The following is a 22,056-nucleotide window of genomic DNA, read 5'->3' as shown; positions in this document are numbered from 1 at the left end:
ACTCCCTAAATTAGGTTCAGTTGAATAGTTGCAAGTGTGTCATCTTTTATAGCCGCTTTAATAATAGCCTCAAGTGCTTTAGGTGCAGGGGAAGCTAAGGTAGAGCATACCTATGAACTTGATAGAGCCGAGTATTTTCTCAACAAAGCCCCTGCTCGTGCTTTGCAAATCATTCAGCAGGTTGAGCCTGATAGGAAAACGAATAAAGCTCAATATATCAAGAGGCAGCTTTTAGAAGCGAAAGCACTGATGCTGCTGAGAGATAATGATGTTGCGCAACAGCCTGTGGCACGGCTTTTTGAGCTGTCTCAGACCGCGGAGTTTCGAGGCGAGCTTTTCCAGATCACCTTTTTATCCGCAACTTTACTGAGACGTGCAAATCGCTTAGAAGACGCCACACAGGCCTATACTTGCGCACTTAAACACACAACTAATTTGAAGCAACAGCTGAGGGTATTAAATGGACAAGCAAACACACTCAGAGAACAAGGACGATATCCAAAAGCAAGCGCCATTTACGGTCAAGCAGTCAAGGTCGCAGAGCAACTCCCTGATAATATAGCCATAGCTTCTATCTACAACAACTTAGGGGTGCTGCATCTAGATGCCAATAACTTAACAGACGCTAAATCAGCCCTCAAGCATGCCTTTGAGCTTTCCCAGCTCCCCACTGTCAAGTCAGCCGTTTTAAACTCCGGTCTCAACCTTCTACTCGTCGCTGTGTTAAGCAAAGATGAAGCGCTTTATCAGCGCCTCATCCCCAGATTACAAGCATTAACAGAGGATTACTTAAATGAGTCTCGAACTGCTTATCTTGACTGGATAAAAGCAGGCCATGCGTTTTCCCAAGGAAGCAGCCTCAACGGATCAGAAAAAGCCAAGTTAGCGGCATCTTTTTTACAAATAGATGACTTAGGCTTAAAGCGATTACTAAAAACACACTTAGCTGTACCAATGAACGTGCACCTAGATGTATCAGCATTTAAGCAAAACGCGTTTTCACTGAGTAGCTCAAAAGCAGATCCTGTGTGGGTCAAAAAATTACTCGCTTGTAACTGGTGAGTTGACTTATTCACGGCAGCTTGTATTCATACCTCAGAATCAACCTGCAAACAGGGTAATCATTGACGCGAAAGCCAAAAGCACGCAATATTCATGAATAAATTTGATTACCGAATGGGTTGCATGAAGTTACTTGAAAATATCCCACTGTTTAAACAACTAGAGATTATAAATCGCTTAGCTTTTTTTAGAGAGTTTACACTCACTGAGCGCCAAGCGCTGCTGGAATCTTTTAGTCATCTATATCTCGTGCAACAAGGACGCCATGCTTTTAAGCGATTTGAAAAAGACAACCGACTTTACATCGTATTGAGTGGCGAGTTTTTGATCTTTAAGCAAGACTCCGCCCATGATTTAGGCAAAGTTGGTCCTGGTGAGTTTTTAGGTGAGGGAGCATTTATCTCCCATAGAGAGCGTAGCACCAGTGCACAGGCCCTAAAAGACAGCATTATATTAGCGATAACCCCCGATGCACTCACACGACTTCCCAATGTGATCCGAGAGAAAATTAAAGATAAGCTTATTGAGGGCATGAGTCTGCGTATTGCCAAACTAAATGCATTTATTGAAGGTGCAACTGACTAAGTAAAGTAGCCCAAGCAAAGCATAAAAGAATGGCACTACACCAAAGCAGCTTATCTTGCTCTTTGTGATTAGTAATCCACTTTGACTTTGAAATGACATACTGAATAAGCATCATGAGCGGGATAGTAAAACAGATAAGTCCGTAAAAGAGATAACTTAGTGTTGCCGCCCACCAGAAGTGTGGACTCGTTAAGTCCGTTTCATTCACCATACCAACCATGGGTACAGGAAGCTGATATACATAAATAAATATAAGTGATAGAAGCCAACAGAATAAGGGGATACAAAGCAGTTTTAACATATACACAGCATCCTAAACCTCGGCTCCTAAATATTATATTGTAATAGTTTATACTACTATTTTAGACTTCCAGTTTAACTAACATTCAATTTAGTGTGCTGACCTGTAAGTGTATGCGCACTCTTTAGCCATGTAATAATAGCCACCTCCCCCGTTAGGAAACGCCCAAACCTCACATGAGTATTCGAAATATCCATATTCAAGTCGACTATCTATCACTCCTGTCCGGCCCCCCCACCCATTTGAACCTCCTGAAACCTGGCGTCTCAATGCAGGATCAGTGACCTTCTCTCCTCCGGTCACTTCATCTGGATCAGTGGAGTAACCAGAATCATCAAAGTTAGGATCACAAATAGAGAAATCAACAGGAATTGCAGCGCAGAAACGTAAAAGCGAATATACATAGCCTATATAAAACCTCCTTTTTAGAAGGTTTTATATAAACACAAAGAAAAAAAGTTGTAAAATAATTTTATTTTAATAGCTCTGTGAATGCTTCAAACAAGCTATCTAGTTCTTCTATGGTATTGTAATGCATACAACCAACGCGAACTACGCCACCTTTATCCATCACCCCAAGCTGCTCACACAAGCCTTGAGCATAAAAGTTGCCATCCCAGACGCACATGTGCTTATTGCCCAAGAATTCTGATACTTTACGCGGTTCGATATCATCAAATGTCAGTGCAAACGTTGGTGTGCGCTCAGCTAGTCGCTCAAGTGACTCGATACCGAAAAGTTTAATCTTTTTAAACTCAGCTAGACGCGTTAAGAAGTGCTGACTGAGCTGCATCTCATGCGCTTTGGTGCGTGCAAAAGCTTCGATCAGTTTCTCACGGCGTGGTGTATCAGCACTCATCTCGCTTAATGACGCAATATAGTCAATCGCCGCAACCACACCCGCAAGCCCTTCAAAACTCTGCGTACCAGTTTCCCAGCGGCCTGGAATAATGTCTTTTGCCGGTTCAACCTTGTACGGCGTAAAACCTTCTAAATGCTCACGCTTACCATACACAATGCCAACATGCGGACCAAAGAACTTATAGGCAGAGCACGCTAGAAAGTCGCAATCCAATGCTTGTACATCGATCAGTTCATGAGGTGCATAATGCACAGCATCAACATACACCAATGCACCAACTTGGTGCGCAAGCTCCACAATACGGTTAATATCGTTGATAGAGCCTGTTGTATTCGATGCATATGTCACTGCAACCAACTTAGTCTTGGCGTTTAGTAGTGATTTAAAATGCGCAAGATCAAGCGTGCAGTCGGTTTCATTAATACGCACTGCATGCACCGTCGCACCTTTATCTTCGGCGGCTTGACGCCAAGAAGAAACGTTTGAGTAGTGATCTGCATTGGTCACAATGACTTCATCGCCCGCTTGCCATTCGCGAGATAACGCACGGCTGAAGCTAAACGTAAGGCTGGTCATGTTAGCACCAAATACAATTTGATCCGCACTTGGCGAATTAAGCAGATCAGCAACGGCTTGACGTGCTTCACTCATCAAACTGACGGTTTTATCGCTCGAAAAAAATGCACCGCCTAAGTTAGAGTTAAAATAACCTAGGTAAGCTGACATCGCGCTCAACACAGATTGAGGCACTTGAGAGCCTCCAGGGCCATCAAGAAAAACTGGAGCGGTTCCACCAACACTTTGCATTAGTGCTGGGAACTGACGACGCACTTGATTTAAATCCATACTACCCTCTTAGGCTGTAAATACGAAACAGTCTAGGTAACCTACTTTGTCGGTATCTAGCTTGTTCATCGGTGTTGCGTTGTGCCACACTTCGCGGTCATTCACTAATGCGAATAAACCATCTTTGATTTCCATTTTGAAACAAGGTTCGGCTTCTTTATGCTCATAAACCAACAATTCACCGCCAGCGATATTTTCGTGAGAAACACCGCAGACACAAACATGGTCAAAACCATCTTGGTGCACACCTTCCGGTGCTGGTGGCGTATCACTTTCAATCGCTAACATACGAAACTGATGTACTTCGATGTTAGTATCGTCAGCAATTCCCGTCATCGCTTTAAACTCGCCAAGCATATGCTTAAAACCATCGGTATTTAACATGTCCTGTTCAAGGTTTTCGTAAACACGCTCAATATTACCTTGGAAAGTATTAATTGAGTCGTCTTGCACGAAAGCTTTCGTCGGTTGCAATGTCACTTCACCATCAGTGAATTTAACCACTGAATAACGGCGTTTTCTGAATGCACCATCCGCGTAAGGGTTGTCTGGAAGTTGGTTAAAGTAAGGCTTAACGGCGTCGATATGCGACTGCGGTAAGAAGCGTAGTTGTAATAAATTCTGGTTGTTTACTGTTGTCATGATCCTCTCGCCCATTGATGAGAATTTGCCGACAATTCTAATAAAACCAGAGAAAATTACTGTTTAAAAAATTGGAATTTTAGCCATCAAAACGCAATAAAAATCCAACTATAGGTCACCTAAAAGATTATTTATCTATATTTAAAATGAAGCTTGATAACACCATTTAACTTGAGCGTTTTCTGTGCATAAAAAAAGCCAGCTTACGCTGGCTTTTTATCTCATTGTATTCGAAAACGAGTTATTACACCGCTTGTTGAATGATCACTGAGTCTGCCTTTTTAGTGTACTGAGGCATCTTGTGGAAGTTCAAATAACGGTACGTGTCTGCAGCCGTTGCATTGATCTTCTCTGCATACTCTTGATATTCAGCAGGCGTTGGTAGTTTACCAAGGATAGCCGCTACCGCTGCAAGCTCTGCTGATGCAAGGAATACGTTTGCACCTGTACCTAAACGGTTAGGGAAGTTACGAGTCGAGGTAGACACTACCGTTGCTTTATCAGCAACACGTGCCTGGTTACCCATACATAGTGAACATCCTGGAGTTTCGATACGTGCACCTACACGACCGTAAATACCGTAGTAACCTTCGTCAGTTAACTGATCGCGGTCCATCTTCGTTGGTGGAGCAACCCATAGTTGCGTTGGTAGACGACCACCGAAGTTATCCAGTAGTTTACCAGCTGCACGGAAGTGACCGATGTTAGTCATACAAGAACCGATGAATACCTCGTCGATCTTCTCACCAGTTACCGCTGAAAGTAGACGAGCGTCATCAGGGTCATTCGGTGCACAAAGGATTGGCTCTTTGATATCAGCAAGATCAATCTCAATAGTGTGTGCGTACTCTGCATCTGCATCCGCAGTCATTAGCTCAGGGTTTGCTAGCCACTCTTCCATCTTAGTGATACGACGCTCAATAGTACGTACATCACCATAACCTTCAGAGATCATCCACTTAAGCATCACGATGTTAGAGTTTAGGTACTCTTCAATAGACGCTTGTGAAAGCTTAACTGTACAACCAGCAGCACTACGCTCTGCTGATGCATCAGATAGTTCGAATGCTTGCTCAACCGTTAGGTGCTCAACACCTTCGATTTCAAGGATACGACCAGAGAATTCGTTGATCTTGCCTTTCTTCTCAACCGTTAATAGGCCTTGCTGAATTGCATAGTAAGGGATAGCGTGTACTAGGTCACGTAGTGTGATACCCGGTTGCATTTCACCCTTAAAGCGAACAAGGATTGACTCAGGCATGTCTAGTGGCATTACACCTGTAGCTGCTGCGAATGCTACCGCACCAGAACCTGCAGGGAATGAAATACCTAGAGGGAAACGAGTATGCGAGTCACCACCAGTACCTACGGTATCTGGAAGTAGCATACGGTTTAGCCATGAGTGGATAACACCGTCACCAGGACGTAGTGATACACCGCCACGGTTCATGATGAAATCAGGTAGTGTGTGGTGAGTATTTACGTCAATTGGCTTAGGATAAGCTGAGGTATGACAGAATGACTGCATAGTTAAATCAGCAGAGAAACCTAAACAAGCAAGGTCTTTTAGCTCATCACGCGTCATTGGACCCGTAGTATCCTGAGAACCTACTGTTGTCATTGTTGGTTCACAGTATTGACCTGGACGTACGCCAGGCATATTACATGCCTTACCAACCATCTTCTGTGCAAGGGTAAAGCCTTTACCTGAATCTTCAACCAGCTTAGGCTTACGGAAAATATCTTCCGCTTCAAGACCTAAAGAGGCACGGGCTTTATCTGTTAAGCCACGACCAATGATCAGTGGAATACGACCACCAGCACGTACTTCGTCAAGAATTACGTCTGATTTTAATGAGAATGTTGAGATAACTTCGTCAGTGCCATGGCGCTTCACCACACCTTCGTAAGGGAAGATGTCAATTTGGTCGCCCATGTTCAATTCATCAACTGGAAGCTCAATTGGTAGTGCGCCTGAATCTTCCATTGTGTTGAAGAAGATTGGTGCAATCTTACCACCTAAACATACACCGCCAACGCGCTTATTTGGTACAAATGGGATGTCATCACCCATAAACCAAAGAACAGAGTTAGTTGCAGACTTACGAGAAGAACCAGTACCAACAACATCACCTACGTAAGCAAGAGGTAGACCTTTGCTGTTTAGCTCTTCAAGCTGCGCAATAGGACCCACTTCACCTGGTTTGTCAGGATTAATACCATCACGCTCGTTTTTCAGCATCGCTAGCGCGTGTAATGGGATATCAGGGCGAGACCAAGCATCTGGTGCTGGAGATAAGTCATCCGTATTTGTCTCACCAGTTACTTTAAATACTGTAACCGAAATTTTCTCAGCAACGGCTGGCTTTTCTAAGAACCATTCAGCATTTGCCCATGACTCGATAATCTGTTTAGCAAACTCATTACCTGCTTTTGCTTTTTCTTCTACGTCATAGAATGCATCGAACATCAACAATGTGTGTGAAAGGCCTTTAACAACGATAGGCGCAAGCGCTGCGTCGTCTAGTAGATCAATCATAGGCGCGATGTTGTAACCACCAAGCATAGTGCCAAGTAGTTCAGCTGCATACTCTCTTGAAATGAGCGGTGATTCCGCTTCGCCTTTCGCTACTGCAGCCAAAAAGCCTGCTTTTACGTATGCGGCATCATCTACACCAGGCGGTACACGGTTGATAAATAGATCAACGATGAACTCTTCTTCACCGGCAGGTGGAGTTTTTAGTAATTCGATAAGGTCAGCAGTTTGCTGCGCGTCTAACGGCTTAGGCACGATACCTTGCGCGGCACGCTCTTCTACGTGTTTACGATATTCTTGAAGCACAATATTGCCCTCTTGGTGACGTGGACAGACAAGCAAATGATCTGGCAGCGATTGTCGGTGCAACCGGCTGAACCATTCCCTTGACCATAAAATATAATGAACAATTATAAGGTCTTTGAGTATAGATGAAAATCTTGCATGCGATACCTCGCCTTATAGTCACTATAAATACAATGAATAAGCATGTGGAAACAAGTATATTTTGATGAATATTAGTCAAACGAGAATCATTTGAACTTTGGTCGAATATAAGATCAAAAAAGGCTCCAGTAGGAGGAGCCTTTTTTCAGTATTAATCGTTAGATTAACGTTTCACTTTTACTTTCTCTTTGGTAGATAAGTGAGCTTCAACACGGCGATTTTCTGCGTGTGCTTCTCGCGTATTAGCAGGGTTCTTTAAACGCTCTTCACCGTAACCTACCGTAGTAATACGCATTGAATCAATGCCCATGTCAACTAGCTTTTCCGCCACGCTTTTAGCTCGACGCTCAGAAAGCTTTTGATTGTAATTTGCATCGCCCACAGCGGAAGTATGGCCTTCAATCACAACACTCGCACTTTTATGTTCTTTCAAGAACTTAGCGACAGCATTGATGTCATCAACATACTGCTGAGAGAAGGTTGCATCATCGTGAGGAAAACGTACAAGAAGACTCACTTTATCTTCTTTTATCTTGTACATAGTACAGCCTGAAGCATCTACAGCATCAGTCATTGGCGTATTCGCACATTTGTCTTCACTGTCTACAACACCATCCTTATCAGAATCTTTTGGCGCTTCAGCAACAACTGGAGTAGGCGCTGGAGCTGGCTCAACCGCTTCCGACTTACCTGCGCTGCCGAATGAATAGTTAATACCAATTTTACCGCCTACATCCGTGAAACCAGCTTCTAGACCTTGATAAACAGCAGCTTCTGCGTTCACAAATAGGTTGTCAGTAAAGAAGTGGCGAACACCTGCCCCGACATTAGCAAATGTATTATCGGAGACGACATCAAGGTTCATCTTTTTAAGACCTACCAATCCATAAAATGGACCACCATCAAAATGGTACAGACCATCAATACCATAGCGTTCAGCATCTAAAGAGCCATTGCTGATACCGCTTAAATCAAAGTCCATATCTGCATACTCTAGACGACCACTCCAGTACTTATCAAAACGGTAACCTATTTCCGCACCCCACCCCGTAGAGTCTTCAATATTTAGCCCAGGCACATCACGGTGTTCCTGCCAGTCTGCATCATAGAAATCACCGAACACACCTAAGTAAACACCTTCAGTCGGTTCAGTTGTGTTTGCATTTGCATTGGCTGTGACTGCCATCGCAACTAGTAAGCTCAAAGTTTTAATTTTCATCATTCCTTCCCATCTCTGTTAGTTTACGCATTGAGTAGTTAACTCATAATAGTATATCAAAAAGCGTTAACCGATTACGTTGCATAAATAATATTAGCTCGTCTATTAATGTTTACTTAACGTTACATAAGGAATTTTTGCTAAATAACGAATTAATTTTGGTGGCCAAAAAGAATTTGATAGAGCCCCCGTTCCTCTAGCAACTCCTTGTGTTCTCCATATTGAGACACTTCTCCATCATCCAATACATAAATTAAATCAGCCTGCTTTATTGCACTAAGGCGATGCGCAATAATCAATGTTGTCCTGCCCGATAGGAACTTTTGCAAATTTCGGTGAATTTTCGCCTCCGTTTCAATATCTAATGCAGAAGTTGCTTCATCTAGTACCACCACCTTTGGATCGGCAACTACCATTCGCGCAATTGCTAGCCGCTGCTTCTGACCACCTGACAACTTGATGCCATTTCGACCGACTTGAGCCTCTAACTTATCAGCCAAGGCCAGTACCGTTTCTGCCAGCTCAGCAACTTGCAATGCTCGCCAAAGCACATCATCGGCAACTTCTCTTCCCATCGCCAAGTTTTCACGAATACTGGTATTGAAGAGTATAGGCTGTTGTAGCACAGTCACTATATTGTCTCTCACCGCTTCGTAACCAATTTGCTCCACGGGTATGTCATTAATATGAATATCGCCCCTTTGCTTTTCATAAAGCCCCAGTAGTAATTGTACCAAAGTGGATTTTCCCCCTCCTGATACAGCAACTAACGCAACCTTTTTCCCTGCAGGAATATGTAAAGACACCTGTTTAAGTACCGGTTGCTCAGTAACGTAAGCAAAGTCTATGTTGGCAAACTTAATATCAACTTGAGATGAATCAAAAGCCGATTTCGTAGCAGGATATTGTGGCTCTGTCGCAAAGTTGAAAACTTGATTTAACCTACCTAATGCGGCTGAGGCGCCATAATAAGCATATTGAATCCCCAAAATTTCTTGGACTGGCCCCATCATAAACCAGAGATAACCAAAAACAGCAAAGATCTGCCCTACGGTTAAATCAGAAAAGACCACCATAAACATAGCTACCGCTCGGAAAAACTCAAAGCCCACTAAAAATACAGTAAAGCTCAAACGATTGACCGCATCAGTTTTCCACTGTGATTGCACCGCAAAATGTTTTAAGTCGCTGGCGGCAAGTTTTACTTGTTCAAAATAATTGCCCTCACGGCGTACCGCTTTTAACTGAGAGATAGCATCGAGTGTCTCTACCAATGAAGTCTGAAGCGCTTCAAATGCGGCATTTTCTTCCTTTTTCAACTTTTTGACATGCTTGCCAAATTGCCTAGAAAAATAAATAACGGCAGGATTGAGTAAGAGAATAACCAAGCCAAGCACCCAGTCGATCCATAATAAAATTGCAGCTGTGCCAACAATAGTGAGTAAACCAATTAAGAAACGAGATAGTGTCTGGCTAATAAACTTATCTAGGGTTTCAACATCGGTAATACAGCGTGAACTGATCGCTGCACCTCCTTGGCTCTCATATTCCTTGAGTTGTACCTTTGGTAAATGAGTAAGGAGCCGTTCGCGGATCTGGTAACTTATATCCTTGCCAATAATGGTAAATTGCCGCGACTGCATGACACCCAAGACAAGACTGGCAAGGCGCATTGCTATCACCGCCAACAAGATCACCACAATATACGCACTTGGGCCATGCCAGTGTGCAGGTAACACCGAATTCATCCATGCGACCGCGGGGCCTGGGGTATTAAGTAGCACCTCGTCTACTAACAGCGGCATCATAAGCGGGATAGGCACACTCACCAACGCAGCGAGCAATGCAATAATGTGCGCTTTTATTAGCGGTCGTTTGTGTTCAAGGACTTTACGTTTAATTTCTTGCCATGAAAGTTGCTGTTTAACCATTTAAGTTCCACAAAATGTTTGATAATGCTCGGGTGTTGATGAACTCATCCAAGCCTCAGGATAGTCTTTATACTCATAAGGTGTAGTTAGCGCGTTTAACCACGCTGCCAATGTATGGCTAGCACCATGTTGATTAAACTGTTCGATCTCAGCTTCGACTAATGCGTTTCGAGGGATTAAAATTGGGTTGGCTTGACTCATCAAGTGTGCGGCATCAGCTGCTCGCCTTTGTTGCCACCGTTGCTGCCAAGATTCTAATTCACTGGGGATGCGCAGGGTCTTATTTGGGTGACCCAACAACGAGTTAGTAAGTGCCGCAAAGGTATTGGTAAAATCAAGTTCATGCTCGGTCATTAACTTAAGCAAATCACCTAGTAAGATATCATCCGCTTCATGCCACTCATCAATGCCTAATTTAGCCGCCCACATATCTTTATATTTGCGATTAAAAGACTCTGAAAACTCGGCTAAGGTATGACTTAGCGCCTCCAGCCCTTGTTGCTCATCTTGCCACAATACCAACAAAGATTCTGCCAGCCGAGCGCAATTCCAGTTCATAATGTTTGGCTGGTTGCCAAATGCATATCGCCCCTGACGATCAATAGAGCTAAACACCGCGTTAAAGTTAAATTTTTCCATCATGGCACACGGACCATAATCAATGGTTTCACCACTGAGTAAAATATTGTCGGTATTCATAACTCCATGAATAAAGCCAACACGCATCCAGTCTACAACCAAATCAACAAGTCGCTCACACACTTCTCTGAATAGCTCTATAACATCACGCTCGGTATTGACCTCAAGACCATCAAATAATTGTGCACCCAGTAATTTAAGTAGCTGCCATATTGCTTCGTTATCTTGCTGAGTCGCAAGATATTGCATTGTTCCAACACGAATATGGCTTTGTGCCACACGACAAACAACCGCACCTGGTGTTTGTCCCTGGCGATAAACCTGCTCTCCTGTTGTCACCACAGATAAACACTCGGTTGTAGGGACACCCAAGCCGACCATCGCTTGACTCATGACAAACTCCCGTACAGCTGGACCAAGTGCACAAAAGCCATCACCGCCACGAGAAAATCGGGTAGCTCCCGAGCCCTTTAAATGTAAGTCATATTGCGTACCGTCTAGACCTTTTATCCCTCCAATGAGGTGCGCACGACCATCACCGAGTAAAGGGTTAAATTGACCAAACTGATGGCCGCTATAAGCCAAACTCATCGGTGCAATATCACCAAGCTTGCGCTGACCACTTAACAGCTCTGCAAGATGGTCTGTACTGTTTTCTGCCAGCCCAAGCTTTTTCAGCAATGGGGCATTAACCAATAGCAAGCGAGGCTGAGTAAACCTCGCGGGCTGCTCATCAAAAAGCAGCGTGGAGCCTTTATAAGGCTGAAAATATGTCATGCGGCTACCTCCATTTTTTGGCACACTTTGATTGTTCGATTAACGCACGTTTTCACCGACGCTCATTGATACAATTTGACTTAACTCTTGAAGGCTAAGACCACTGTAGTCACGCATCTCGTTAAAAAACTGCTGTGCAGCATGAAGCGACTTTTGACTTTGCAAGCCGCCATCGATGACTGCTTCTGCACGTAACACTGTTTCTACGTCTTTGCTAAGTAAAAAGGTGTCTTTTCCCAACACTCTTAGTGCGTAAGGACCCGTGTTTCCTCCTAAACGCGCACCATGCTTTTTAAGGTACAGCCATAATCCAACGATATTATCTTCAGGCCAGTTCGCAACAAACTCGCTAAAGCGACCATGTTGTTGCTGCACTTCAAAAATCATATGGCAATTGTCAGCAATACTTTTTACTTTCTTAGCATTACGAATGATCCGTTCATCCTGACTACGCTGTTCATACATTTCTGGTGACATCATGAGTAATTTCTCGATAGAAAACTGCCAGAATACTTCTCTAAAACCATCCCATTTATTATCAACTACTGCCCAATAGAAGCCGCTTTGGAATACTTTTCGAGTAAACTCCTCTAACCACTGATCATCGCTTAATGCTCGTAACGCCTGTGGTTCCAGTGGTTTTGTAAGTTTGGCTTTTAATGCAGCTCCTGAGCCCTTTCGCTGGGCAGCTCTTTGATAAATATCTTCAAATACTTTCATGCTGATGATCAACTTTGCTAGTGCTAATTACAGGGTAAACAATCTATATGATTTAAGAAGTGAATCATAAACATAGTACCAAAAAAGTGAAATAGGACTCCAATATCGACACAATGAAAATAAAAAGTTAACTATCAGTGTAAGTAAATGAACAATAATATTAATTTAACTTGACATGAACCCAGAACAGGAAATAAGATCGCACAACAAATGATAAGCGTTATCATTTACACTTAACTGATACAATTAACATGGGAGTATGGTCTGTGTCCAAGTTTGCGATTAAGTGGGCTCAAGTTATTTCAGACAACAAAGGAAAAGTGCTCGCGTACCTCAACAGTATTTTAAAGTGTCCTTACCTTGCTGAAGACGCATTACAGGACACCTTTATTCGTCTTTGTGGTATGTCTAGTACACAAAATGCCGAAATCAGTAATACCACCAGCTTTTGCTTCCAAGTGGCAAGAAACATCGCTATCGATATGCTTAGAAAGCAAAACAGAGAAGGCTTGGTCGCACTTGAAGCTACACATGTTGACCATATGTCTGATAAAGATTCCAACATCGAAATAAAAGTTGAGTTAGCGCAGCTCGACAAACGCATGGACTCCACAATTCAAAAACTCTCAACTCGACACCAGAACATATTTAGCTTTTATCGTAGTGGCCGCTTCAAACAAAAAGAGATTGCCAAATTATATAAAATATCTCCTACCCTGGTTAACTTTATGCTCAAAGAGGCAATAAATAGCTGTCAAAAAGAGCTGGTAAGGCATTAAGGTTGCGCGCGAAGTTTTGCGGCAATAAAGTCGGCGTGTGCAACATAAAATAGCCCTGCTATTTTACGAATAATATGGTCTTCATGGCTGTCTAATTCGCCATCTGCATACGCCACATGCCAAAGTAACTCTATCACTTCAATTCGCTCTATATCTGAGGTGTGATTGTTGACCTGCTTAGCAAATGAATACATGTCTACGGCTTGCTCAACGAGTTGTTGGGCTTCTTCGATAAGTATATTAACTTGAGCCTCGGGTAACTCACAGCGCGTTTTCAGTAGTTCAGCAATCTTGTCAAACTCCGACTGCTGCAACTTGCCATCTGCTCGCATCACCTCTACCAATAAAGCAGCCAAGGCAGTATTAAAGTCCAGCTCTTCTTTTGAAGACGTTTCATGCAAGCTTTGGAACAGTTTTTTTAATTGGTTAAGCAAGTGGCTAATCTCCTGTGTGATATAATAATAAGGTAGCAGATTAAAAGGACGGTTATGCCTAAGTTATCATTGAGACCGAATGTGTTAAAGCTAAGTTCCCTTATCGCGAGTGCAGCCCTGCTCAGCGCTTGTCAATACACCCCAGTGCCCAAAGGCGAACCTGAAAAGCACTATGACTTTGACCACAAGGTCCATTACGAACAAATCACTTATAACGATGACTTGTACAGACTCGCAATTAAGCCCGATAGTTATACCCACTTTAGGCAACAAAGTGTATTTTTGTTGCGCCATGCTAAACGCCTCTGCCAAGGCAGTCACCCACAACTGACTTTACTCAGTGGTGTGCAAGAATTTGACAAACTACCACTAGAGCCAAGGCCTTACCAAAATGACTTAACGGTAGAGGTAAAGTGTGTCGCTAAATAGCCTGAGGCTTAGATAAGAAATGAGCTAACTTATTTTTTAAAATCACATTACATTATTTCCTTATCTAGCCAAAGCGTTTTGGGGATAACTCCGCTCTCGCGTCCAGCTACCGCCCTAGTACCTACATCCTTGTAGGCAAGGCGAATTTACGCACCTATAGCTGGGCTAAAATTGGCTGCCAGAAAAGTATTAATTATCCGAAGCTCTTAAATAGTCACACACTTTATATTCGCCTGGTTACTGCTCAGCGCTGAACTCAGTCTTTGTATCCCCATGGCGCTTTTGGTGCGGTGACAGGTTCGGTTAAATCAAAATCCACACGGAACTCTCGTCCTTCACGTACCAAGCGATAAGTAAACTTCTCAGGGTAAATATACATTTGCCAAGTATTTCCAACAGATTGTGGGATCCCTTGTTCAACAAAAAGCTGCTTAGAATATTCATCAGCAGGAAACGACTGCATGGTGCCGTATCCCGCATCTAGAGTGTGACCACCGTACATAGTAGATGTGTCATCGCTACCGTCTTCATGACGATGGTCGTGCTTTAAGCTTAAGCCACTGCCAGTCTTGGTAATGATCCAAGTTCGTGAGGCATCTTTTCCAACGTGAAATGGAACTTGCAACTCGGTATCGTTGCATCGGCGAACATGCATCACCAAACGCGCTTCACTAAAGCTACTTGGACCTTGATTATCTACCGTCACTTTACCTTCATAAGCTTTACCACAGTGCGCTTTAATAGCGTCAAAAAAAGCATCATGACTTGGAATAGAAACCAAAGGGGCTGGACGAGCGAACGCGGCACAACTCACTGTTGCAAGCAGCGCTAAAGTCAGTTTTTTCATTGGAAACACCTTAAACAAATAAAGCCAGAGCTTAATCAGCTTCTGGCTTTATGGCAAAGTTATTCGACCAAGTGACATTATTGCCAAGGTCGAGCCTGAGCAAGTTGTTGCTCGAATGCGTCGATTTGCGCGTTTAATAATTCCGTTTCACCAATAAAATCAAGGCCACTCAATAAGCGTGATTTGATATCTTCGCGCACCTCAAAATCAATCGTTGCAATACCAGCTCCACTTATTGTTTGTGCTTCTAAGTCGATACTTACATGCACTAGGGGCTGTTGCTCGCATGCCTCAAACAGCGTATCTAGGGTACTTGCTGGTAAAGCAATACAAAGCATTTGGTTATTACCACAGTTATTGAAGAAAATGTCGGCAAAGCTCTCGGCTAAAATCACCGTAAAACCGTATTGTTTTAACGCCCAAGGAGCGTGCTCACGAGAAGAGCCACAACCAAAGTTATCACGCGTTAATAAAATAGAGGCGCCTTGATATTGCGAATAGTTCAGCACAAAGTTCGGATCCGGCTGACCGTCGTCAAGATAACGCCAATCATAGAAAAGTGCTTTATCAAAGCCATCGCGACTGGTTGAGGTCAGAAACTGCTTGGGAATGATTTGGTCTGTATCGACATTATTTTTGTCTAATGGTGCAACTAAGCCCTGATGAAACACGCTCATAACGCTTCTCCTCGAATATCGGTAAAGTGACCCGCAATTGCAGCGGCGGCAGCCATCGCGGGGCTCACAAGATGCGTGCGCCCGCCTCGCCCTTGACGTCCTTCGAAATTACGGTTTGAAGTCGAAGCACAGCGTTTTTCCGCGCCAAGACGATCGTCATTCATCGCCAAACACATAGAGCAGCCAGGTTCGCGCCACTCAAATCCCGCGGCCTTAAAAATCTCAGCTAAACCCTCTTGTTCCGCTTGCTGTTTCACCAATCCAGAACCAGGCACAATCAATGCTTCAACCCCAGTTGCAACACGTTTCCCTGCAACTACGTGTGCTGCGGCCCGCAAGTCTTCAATGCGACTATTTGTGCAAGAGCCAATGAATACAGTGTCTACCTTAGCATCACTCAGTCTTTGCCCTGCAGTTAAGCCCATATATTTCAGCGCGCTTCGCATTGCATCAGCTTTGACTAGGTTTGGTTCGTCATCAGGGTTCGGCACCAAGTCATTAATGCCAATCACTTGCTCAGGACTAGTTCCCCAAGTTACTTGAGGTTGCACGCTGTCGGCATCTAGCTCAACCACACGATCAAACTCAGCATCAGGGTCGCTATGTAGGGTTTGCCAGTAGCGCACCGCAGCGTCAAATTCTTCCCCTTGGGGTGCAAATGGGCGCCCGCGTAGATACTCAAATGTCTTCTCATCAGGTGCTATCAGCCCAGCTTTAGCGCCCATTTCAATGCTCATATTACAGAGCGTCATCCGTGCTTCCATCGACAACGCTTCGATCCCTGAGCCACAAAACTCAGCCACATACCCAGTCCCACCAGCAGTACCTAATTTACCTATTACCGCAAGAATTAAGTCTTTTGCAGTTACGGTCGGGCGCAATACGCCATTCACTTGAATTTTTAACGATTTAGCTTTTTTCTGTTGTAGTGTTTGTGTGGCCAACACATGCTCAACTTCTGACGTGCCGATCCCATGAGCTAACGCCCCAAATGCACCATGCGTTGAAGTATGGCTGTCGCCACATACAATGGTTGTACCTGGCAAAGTGATCCCTTGTTCCGGCCCCATGACGTGGACTATGCCCTGATTAATGGAGTTTAAGTCGTATAGAACAATCCCAAACTCTTCACAGTTTTGCGCCAATGCTTGCAGCTGATTTTTGCTCACTTCACTGGCCGCATCAATCGAGCGACTTTTAGTCGATACATTATGGTCCATTGTCGCAATGGTTTTCTCTGGACAGCGTACTGGACGGTTTTTCTCTCTCAAACCCGCAAACGCCTGCGGTGAAGTCACTTCATGGACTAGATGACGGTCGATATATAATAGATCGGTTTGCTCATTTAACTTGGCTACCACATGGGATTGCCAAATTTTATCATATAATGTTTTTGCCACTTGCTCTTACCCTTATTAAACCCTGTCGACGATCGCTTGTGCGACATCCATAGTCGTGAACCCAGCTTGGGGATAAATATCTGGCGTACCTACGCCATCTTTCACCGCTTCTGCTACTGCCTTTTCAATTGCCCGCGCGGCTTCGTCTTGCCCCAGTGAATAACGTAGCATCAGCGCGGCACTTAAAATTTGTGCAATTGGGTTAGCAACACCTTTACCGGCGATATCTGGCGCAGAACCACCAGCTGGCTCATACAACCCAAAACCAGATTGATTGAGACTTGCCGACGGGAGCAACCCCATAGAACCTGTGATCATGGCGCACTCATCGGAAAGAATGTCACCGAAGAGGTTATCGCACAGCAATACATCAAATTGGTTTGGTTGCTTTACAAGTTGCATCGCTGCATTGTCGATATAAATATGATCAAGTGTCACATCTGGATATGCTTTGGCGACCTCATTTACCACTTCACGCCACAGTACACTGGTTGCCAATACATTGGCTTTATCTACAGAGGTAACATGATTGCTTCTTAGTCTTGCGGCATCGAAAGCAAAGCGAGCAATGCGCTCAATCTCTTTACGGGAATAGGTTTGAGTATCGAATGCCGACTCGCTTTCGCCCTCACCTTGACGACCTTTTTCACCAAAATAAATACCACCGGTTAGCTCACGGACACACAAAATATCGAAACCTTGTTGGCTAATATCACTACGTAACGGCGAAGCTGCACTCAATGCTGGTAATAGCTGCGCGGGACGTAGATTACAAAATAGCTGAAAGTGCTTTCTCAGAGGTAGTAGGGAAGCACGCTCAGGTTGCTCGTTAGGTGGTAAGTGCTCCCACTTTGGACCACCCACAGAGCCAAATAAAATGGCATCTGCGGCTTCACATGCGGCTAGTGTTGCTGCTGGCAAGGCTTCACCATATTGATCTATGGCCGCGCCGCCAATCGCCTGCGGTGACTTTTCTAAAGCAAAGTTGAACTTAGTCGCCACTTTATCTAATACCAGCTCTGCGGCTTGCATCACTTCGGGACCAATTCCGTCTCCGGCTAGTACTGCGATTTTGTAGTTTGCTTGACTCATCCTGCTTTCCTTTGTTGTTTTAGGCTAGACACTTTTTGTGCTCTATCGATTAGGTTATAGACTCGGATCATGGCTCTCACCGACGCTTCCACGATGTCGGCTGCCAACCCCACACCGTGGTATCGCTTGCCATCAAACTTGGCAATAATATCGACTTGACCAAGTGAGCTTGCGCCTTTACCGGTCGCATCTAAGTTATACTCCACCACTTCCACTGCCATGCCTGTGATACGTTCGATGGCCAAGAATGCCGCCTCCACGGGGCCGTTGCCAGTTGCAGCTTCTTGTTTAAGCTCACCATTTTGAGCAATGCCCACAGTCGCACTCGCGATCGATTGAGAATTAGAAGACGCATTCACAAACTGCAGCTGATAGTGCTCGTCTTTGTCTTGAATTTGGTTGAAATAAATCATCGCTTCTAGGTCGTAATCGTAAACCGTTCCTTTTTGGTCGGCTAACGCTAAGAAGCTTTCATACAGGCTATCCATATCATAATCCGATTTCTGATAGCCTAGTTCAGCAAGGCGATGTTCAATAACATGTCTTCCTGAGCGTGAAGTCATATTTAACTGGTTACTTGGCACACCAACCGTTTCTGGTGCCATAATTTCATAGGTATTTTGCGCTTTTAAGACACCATCTTGGTGAATACCTGAACTGTGCGCAAAGGCATTTTCGCCAACAATCGCCTTGTTTGGCTGCACCGGCATATTACAAATTTTTGATACTTGACGAGAGGCTCGATAAATTTCTTCGCTACGAATATCAGTATGGACCTTTAAATGGTCTTGGCGCATCTTCATTATCATTGCCACTTCTTCGAGTGAACAGTTACCTGCACGTTCACCAATGCCATTTATCGTGCATTCTATTTGTCTTGCACCGGCTTGCACTGCTGCAATTGAGTTTGCCACAGCAAGTCCTAAATCATTATGACAATGGACGCTTAATCTGGCTTTGTCGATGTTAGGCACATTATTGCGAATATGATAAATCATCGCGGCATATTCATCTGGCGTAACGTAACCTACGGTATCCGGAAGGTTAATCGTGGATGCACCCGCACTAATTGCAGCCTCAACAATGCGGCAAAGATCTGGGTAAGGCGTGCGGCCTGCATCCTCACATGAAAATTCAACATCATCAGTGTATTTTCTGGCTTGAGTGATCGCTTTTACCGCCATTTGGGTAGCATCATCTAGACTCATTCTTAACTTATGCTCTAAATGCAATGGGCTGGTCGCGATAAAGGTATGGATGCGTCGTTGCTCAGCCCCTTTTAATGCTTCACCACAGGCGTCAATGTCTTTGCTAACCGCTCGCGCCAGTCCACAAATTGCAGGACCTTTCACTTCTGTAGCAATTCGTTGCACTGCTCGAAAGTCGGCAGGGCTAGATACCGGGAAACCAACTTCCATGACATCCACATTGAGACGACTAATGGTATGCGCCAGTTGTATTTTATCTTCTTCTGTTAAGCTGGCCTTTAATGCCTGCTCACCATCCCTTAACGTTGTATCGAAAATCCAAACTTTGTCTTGCATACCCTTATCCTCAGCCAAAAAAAACCCCGCAAATGCGGGGTGTCTACAGTAAGTGTCGCTCAATTTGCGCAATTACACCCCACCCCTCTGGTTTACCAGTAGGAGGTTAAGAAGGAGTGAAATACGCAGCATATTTTTCATTGAGCTAAGTGTTCCTGTTGATGAATTGGTTATGTTTTAGCATGCTTCAAAAGAGACAATCAAGCATAATTTATCCCAAAAACAACATACACCGGCCCTCATGATGGAATATTTACTCAGGCGTAAGTTATATTATGAAAATAAAATTCACATAAAGCAGAGAACACAGATAGGATATGAATTGAGCAAGGTTATTTTGAATTTTAATTACTAGTAAAAAAATAGCCTAAATTAGGCTATTTTTTTGGTGGTTCTGGGTGTTTGGCATAACCAGAGGCGCCCTTGGCAATGTACCTTAGCTGCCATTTTAACCGTTCGGTGAGTTCTGCCCGTTGCTGTGGTTCTTGATCCAATGCTTCAGCACCAGAACTAAACACCAGTGTCACCATCGCCTCAGCTTGCATATGCGCATGGTGTGTATCCACGCCGGTTTCCGTTTCGAGATAATGGGCCAACTCTAAAATAAAGTGTTTAATCTCTCTGGCAACAGCAGCACGAAACGCAGGTGAAGTGCCTGAACGCTCACGAAGTAGCAAGCGAAACTGGTTGCTCGACTGCTCAATAAATTCCATAAAGGTGTGCACCGAAGTATTGATGACACTGCCTCCTTTGGCGATTCTGCGACGCGCTTGCCGCATTAACTGCCTGAGCGTTAGCCCCGCTTCATCTACCATTGTCAGCCCGAGCTCGTTCATATCCTTAAAGTGACGATAAAACGAAGTGGGTGCAATACCCGCTTCTCGCGCCACTTCTCGCAAGCTCAAATTTGAGAAACTATGCTCCGCACTCAATTGATTAAATGCCGCTTCGATAAGCGCTTGACGGGTCTTCTGTTTTTGTTGGGCACGCACGCCAGCCATGGACTTTCCCCAATTCGCTTCGAAAAATTAGAACAATAAACTGCAGTCTAAACCTTGACGCGGCAAGAATGAAATACTATTTTAGCGTACAGTTGTACGCTGAAATTAGATTTTGAGATTACTTGATGAAAAAACCCCCCATTTTATGGACCAATGTACTGTTCTTTAGCTTGTCATTTTTAGCAGCTATTACTTTGGTTCCTTGGTATGGCTTTGAGTACGGTTATACCACCAGCCACTGGGTAGCTTTTGTTGCCTGTATGTTTTATGCCGGCCTTTCAATCACCGCAGGCTACCACCGCTTGTGGGCGCACAAAGCTTATGATGCGCACCCCGTTATTCAGGTTGTTTTTGCGCTAGGTGGAGCATTTGCACTGCAAAATAGTGCTCTACATTGGAGTAGTGACCATCGTATTCACCACGGCCAGGTCGATGATCCCATCAAAGATCCTTATGCCGCCACACGAGGCTTTTGGTATAGCCACATTGGCTGGATGCTAAGAGATTATCAGGGGGATACCTATGGCGACTACAGCAACGCCAGAGACTTACAGCGCAACCGCATTGTGATGTGGCAACACAAGCATTATATGAAGTTAGTGTTATTGACCAATATTGGTATTCCTTTGCTGCTTGGACTATTGCTAGGTAATGTAGTAGGCATGTTGTTGTTAGCTGGTGTGCTCAGGCTAGTATTAAGTCAACACTTCACTTTTTTTATCAATTCACTTGCCCACATTTGGGGAAGCCGCCCCTATACAGAAAAAAACACAGCCAGAGATAATGGTTTATTGGCATTATTTACCTATGGTGAGGGCTACCATAATTTTCACCATATTTTTGCAAGTGATTACCGCAACGGTATTCGCTGGTATCACTATGACCCTACCAAGTGGCTGATCCGTACTTTTGCCGCATTGGGTCTGGCGAGTAAACTAAAGCGTACGCCAGTCGAGCGGATTGAAAAAGCCAAAGCTGAGACCTTGATGAATAAGACTAAAGTCAGCCTCGCAAAATTGCCTTTAGCGCAAGATAAGCTTACATTGTTACAACAAGAGTATGATTTGCTTCTTAAAAAGCTCCAAAATTATTGTACCGTGCAAAAGCAGGTACTTGAGGCGAAAAAAGAAGCCGTATTGGCACAATGCGAACATTCAGCATTGATGCAACAATATAAGGAGCTAGAACAAGCTTGGGAAACCCAAAAACAAGCTTGGATTGCACTAAATTCGAGGCTACTGAAAACAGCATAATATTCAGCGGCCTCAACAACTTAAGGGGTGAGG

19 protein-coding genes are annotated in these 22,056 nt (G+C 44.1%); 5 read left to right on the top strand and 14 right to left on the bottom strand.

Going from position 1 to position 22,056, the window contains the following annotated elements; genetic code table 11:
- The first annotated feature begins 36 nt into the window (after positions 1-36).
- Both CEX98_RS11375 and CEX98_RS11370 read left to right on the top strand, forming a co-directional pair.
- A complete protein-coding gene (locus CEX98_RS11375) occupies positions 37-1,062 on the top strand; it encodes a tetratricopeptide repeat protein (RefSeq protein ID WP_099642187.1) in 1,026 nt (341 codons plus the stop codon).
- Between the two features lie 123 nt (positions 1,063-1,185).
- A complete protein-coding gene (locus tag CEX98_RS11370) occupies positions 1,186-1,647 on the top strand; it encodes a Crp/Fnr family transcriptional regulator (RefSeq protein ID WP_099642213.1) in 462 nt (153 codons plus the stop codon).
- A gap of 773 nt (positions 1,648-2,420) precedes the next feature.
- Here the strand turns inward: CEX98_RS11370 and CEX98_RS11360 are convergent.
- From CEX98_RS11360 to CEX98_RS11330, 7 genes are all read right to left on the bottom strand, one after another.
- The gene (locus CEX98_RS11360; RefSeq protein ID WP_099642185.1) at positions 2,421-3,656 is read right to left on the bottom strand and encodes a cysteine desulfurase-like protein; all 1,236 of its coding nucleotides are present in this window, start codon (positions 3,654-3,656) and stop codon (positions 2,421-2,423) included.
- Between the two features lie 9 nt (positions 3,657-3,665).
- Entirely contained in the window at positions 3,666-4,298 is a 633-nt protein-coding gene (locus CEX98_RS11355; RefSeq protein WP_099642184.1) for a 2OG-Fe dioxygenase family protein, read from the bottom strand.
- A 244-nt stretch (positions 4,299-4,542) separates the two neighbouring features.
- Complete coding sequence (acnB, locus tag CEX98_RS11350; protein ID WP_099642212.1) at positions 4,543-7,140, bottom strand: bifunctional aconitate hydratase 2/2-methylisocitrate dehydratase; 2,598 nt, start codon at positions 7,138-7,140, stop codon at positions 4,543-4,545.
- 304 nt (positions 7,141-7,444) lie between these two features.
- Positions 7,445-8,500, bottom strand: coding sequence for an OmpA family protein (locus CEX98_RS11345; RefSeq protein WP_099642183.1), 1,056 nt, complete (start codon positions 8,498-8,500; stop codon positions 7,445-7,447).
- Between the two features lie 152 nt (positions 8,501-8,652).
- On the bottom strand, positions 8,653-10,431 hold the full coding sequence (locus tag CEX98_RS11340) for an ABC transporter ATP-binding protein (RefSeq protein ID WP_099642182.1): 1,779 nt from the start codon (positions 10,429-10,431) through the stop codon (positions 8,653-8,655).
- Positions 10,432-11,847 carry a protein adenylyltransferase SelO gene (locus CEX98_RS11335; RefSeq protein ID WP_099642181.1) on the bottom strand — a complete coding sequence of 472 codons (1,416 nt, stop codon included), beginning with the start codon at positions 11,845-11,847 and terminating at the stop codon, positions 10,432-10,434.
- A 39-nt stretch (positions 11,848-11,886) separates the two neighbouring features.
- Positions 11,887-12,567, bottom strand: coding sequence for a DNA-3-methyladenine glycosylase I (locus tag CEX98_RS11330; RefSeq protein WP_099642180.1), 681 nt, complete (start codon positions 12,565-12,567; stop codon positions 11,887-11,889).
- A gap of 266 nt (positions 12,568-12,833) precedes the next feature.
- Between CEX98_RS11330 and CEX98_RS11325 the strand changes: the two genes are divergently transcribed.
- A complete protein-coding gene (locus CEX98_RS11325) occupies positions 12,834-13,346 on the top strand; it encodes an RNA polymerase sigma factor (RefSeq protein WP_099642179.1) in 513 nt (170 codons plus the stop codon).
- On the opposite strand, the gene CEX98_RS11320 is transcribed toward CEX98_RS11325, so the two are convergent.
- The gene (locus CEX98_RS11320; RefSeq protein WP_099642178.1) at positions 13,343-13,780 is read right to left on the bottom strand and encodes a TerB family tellurite resistance protein; all 438 of its coding nucleotides are present in this window, start codon (positions 13,778-13,780) and stop codon (positions 13,343-13,345) included. The two genes, CEX98_RS11325 and CEX98_RS11320, sit on opposite strands and share 4 nt — an antisense overlap.
- A 54-nt stretch (positions 13,781-13,834) precedes the next feature.
- Here CEX98_RS11320 and CEX98_RS11315 point away from each other — a divergent pair, with 54 nt between their 5' ends.
- Positions 13,835-14,209, top strand: coding sequence for a hypothetical protein (locus CEX98_RS11315; protein ID WP_099642177.1), 375 nt, complete (start codon positions 13,835-13,837; stop codon positions 14,207-14,209).
- Positions 14,210-14,465: 256 nt separating this feature from the next.
- On the opposite strand, the gene CEX98_RS11310 is transcribed toward CEX98_RS11315, so the two are convergent.
- The 6 genes from CEX98_RS11310 to fabR all read right to left on the bottom strand — a co-directional run bounded on the left by CEX98_RS11310 (position 14,466) and on the right by fabR (position 20,770).
- The gene (locus tag CEX98_RS11310; protein WP_099642176.1) at positions 14,466-15,056 is read right to left on the bottom strand and encodes a hypothetical protein; all 591 of its coding nucleotides are present in this window, start codon (positions 15,054-15,056) and stop codon (positions 14,466-14,468) included.
- A 77-nt stretch (positions 15,057-15,133) separates the two neighbouring features.
- Positions 15,134-15,733, bottom strand: coding sequence for a 3-isopropylmalate dehydratase small subunit (leuD, locus tag CEX98_RS11305; protein ID WP_099642175.1), 600 nt, complete (start codon positions 15,731-15,733; stop codon positions 15,134-15,136).
- Positions 15,730-17,133, bottom strand: a complete 1,404-nt coding sequence (gene leuC / locus CEX98_RS11300) for a 3-isopropylmalate dehydratase large subunit (RefSeq protein ID WP_099642174.1) — start codon at positions 17,131-17,133, stop codon at positions 15,730-15,732. Before leuC ends, leuD begins: the two co-directional genes overlap by 4 nt.
- 15 nt (positions 17,134-17,148) lie before the next feature.
- Positions 17,149-18,225: a 3-isopropylmalate dehydrogenase gene (gene leuB, locus CEX98_RS11295; protein WP_099642173.1), complete on the bottom strand. Its 1,077-nt coding sequence runs from the start codon at positions 18,223-18,225 to the stop codon at positions 17,149-17,151.
- A complete protein-coding gene (gene leuA / locus CEX98_RS11290; RefSeq protein WP_099642172.1) occupies positions 18,222-19,769 on the bottom strand; it encodes a 2-isopropylmalate synthase in 1,548 nt (515 codons plus the stop codon). The genes leuB and leuA overlap by 4 nt, the downstream gene beginning before the upstream one ends.
- Before the next feature lie 377 nt (positions 19,770-20,146).
- Positions 20,147-20,770, bottom strand: a complete 624-nt coding sequence (gene fabR / locus CEX98_RS11285; protein WP_099642171.1) for an HTH-type transcriptional repressor FabR — start codon at positions 20,768-20,770, stop codon at positions 20,147-20,149.
- A 125-nt stretch (positions 20,771-20,895) separates the two neighbouring features.
- Between fabR and CEX98_RS11280 the strand changes: the two genes are divergently transcribed.
- Positions 20,896-22,023 (top strand): acyl-CoA desaturase, encoded by a 1,128-nt coding sequence (locus CEX98_RS11280; protein ID WP_099642170.1) that lies wholly within the window; start codon positions 20,896-20,898, stop codon positions 22,021-22,023.
- Positions 22,024-22,056: the final 33 nt, after the last annotated feature.

Origin of the sequence: Pseudoalteromonas piscicida, assembly GCF_002744175.1 — a bacterium.
Classification (GTDB): domain Bacteria; phylum Pseudomonadota; class Gammaproteobacteria; order Enterobacterales; family Alteromonadaceae; genus Pseudoalteromonas; species Pseudoalteromonas piscicida_B.
Note: the sequence above shows the minus strand (reverse complement) of the source record. Positions and strands in the feature narration are given on the sequence as shown.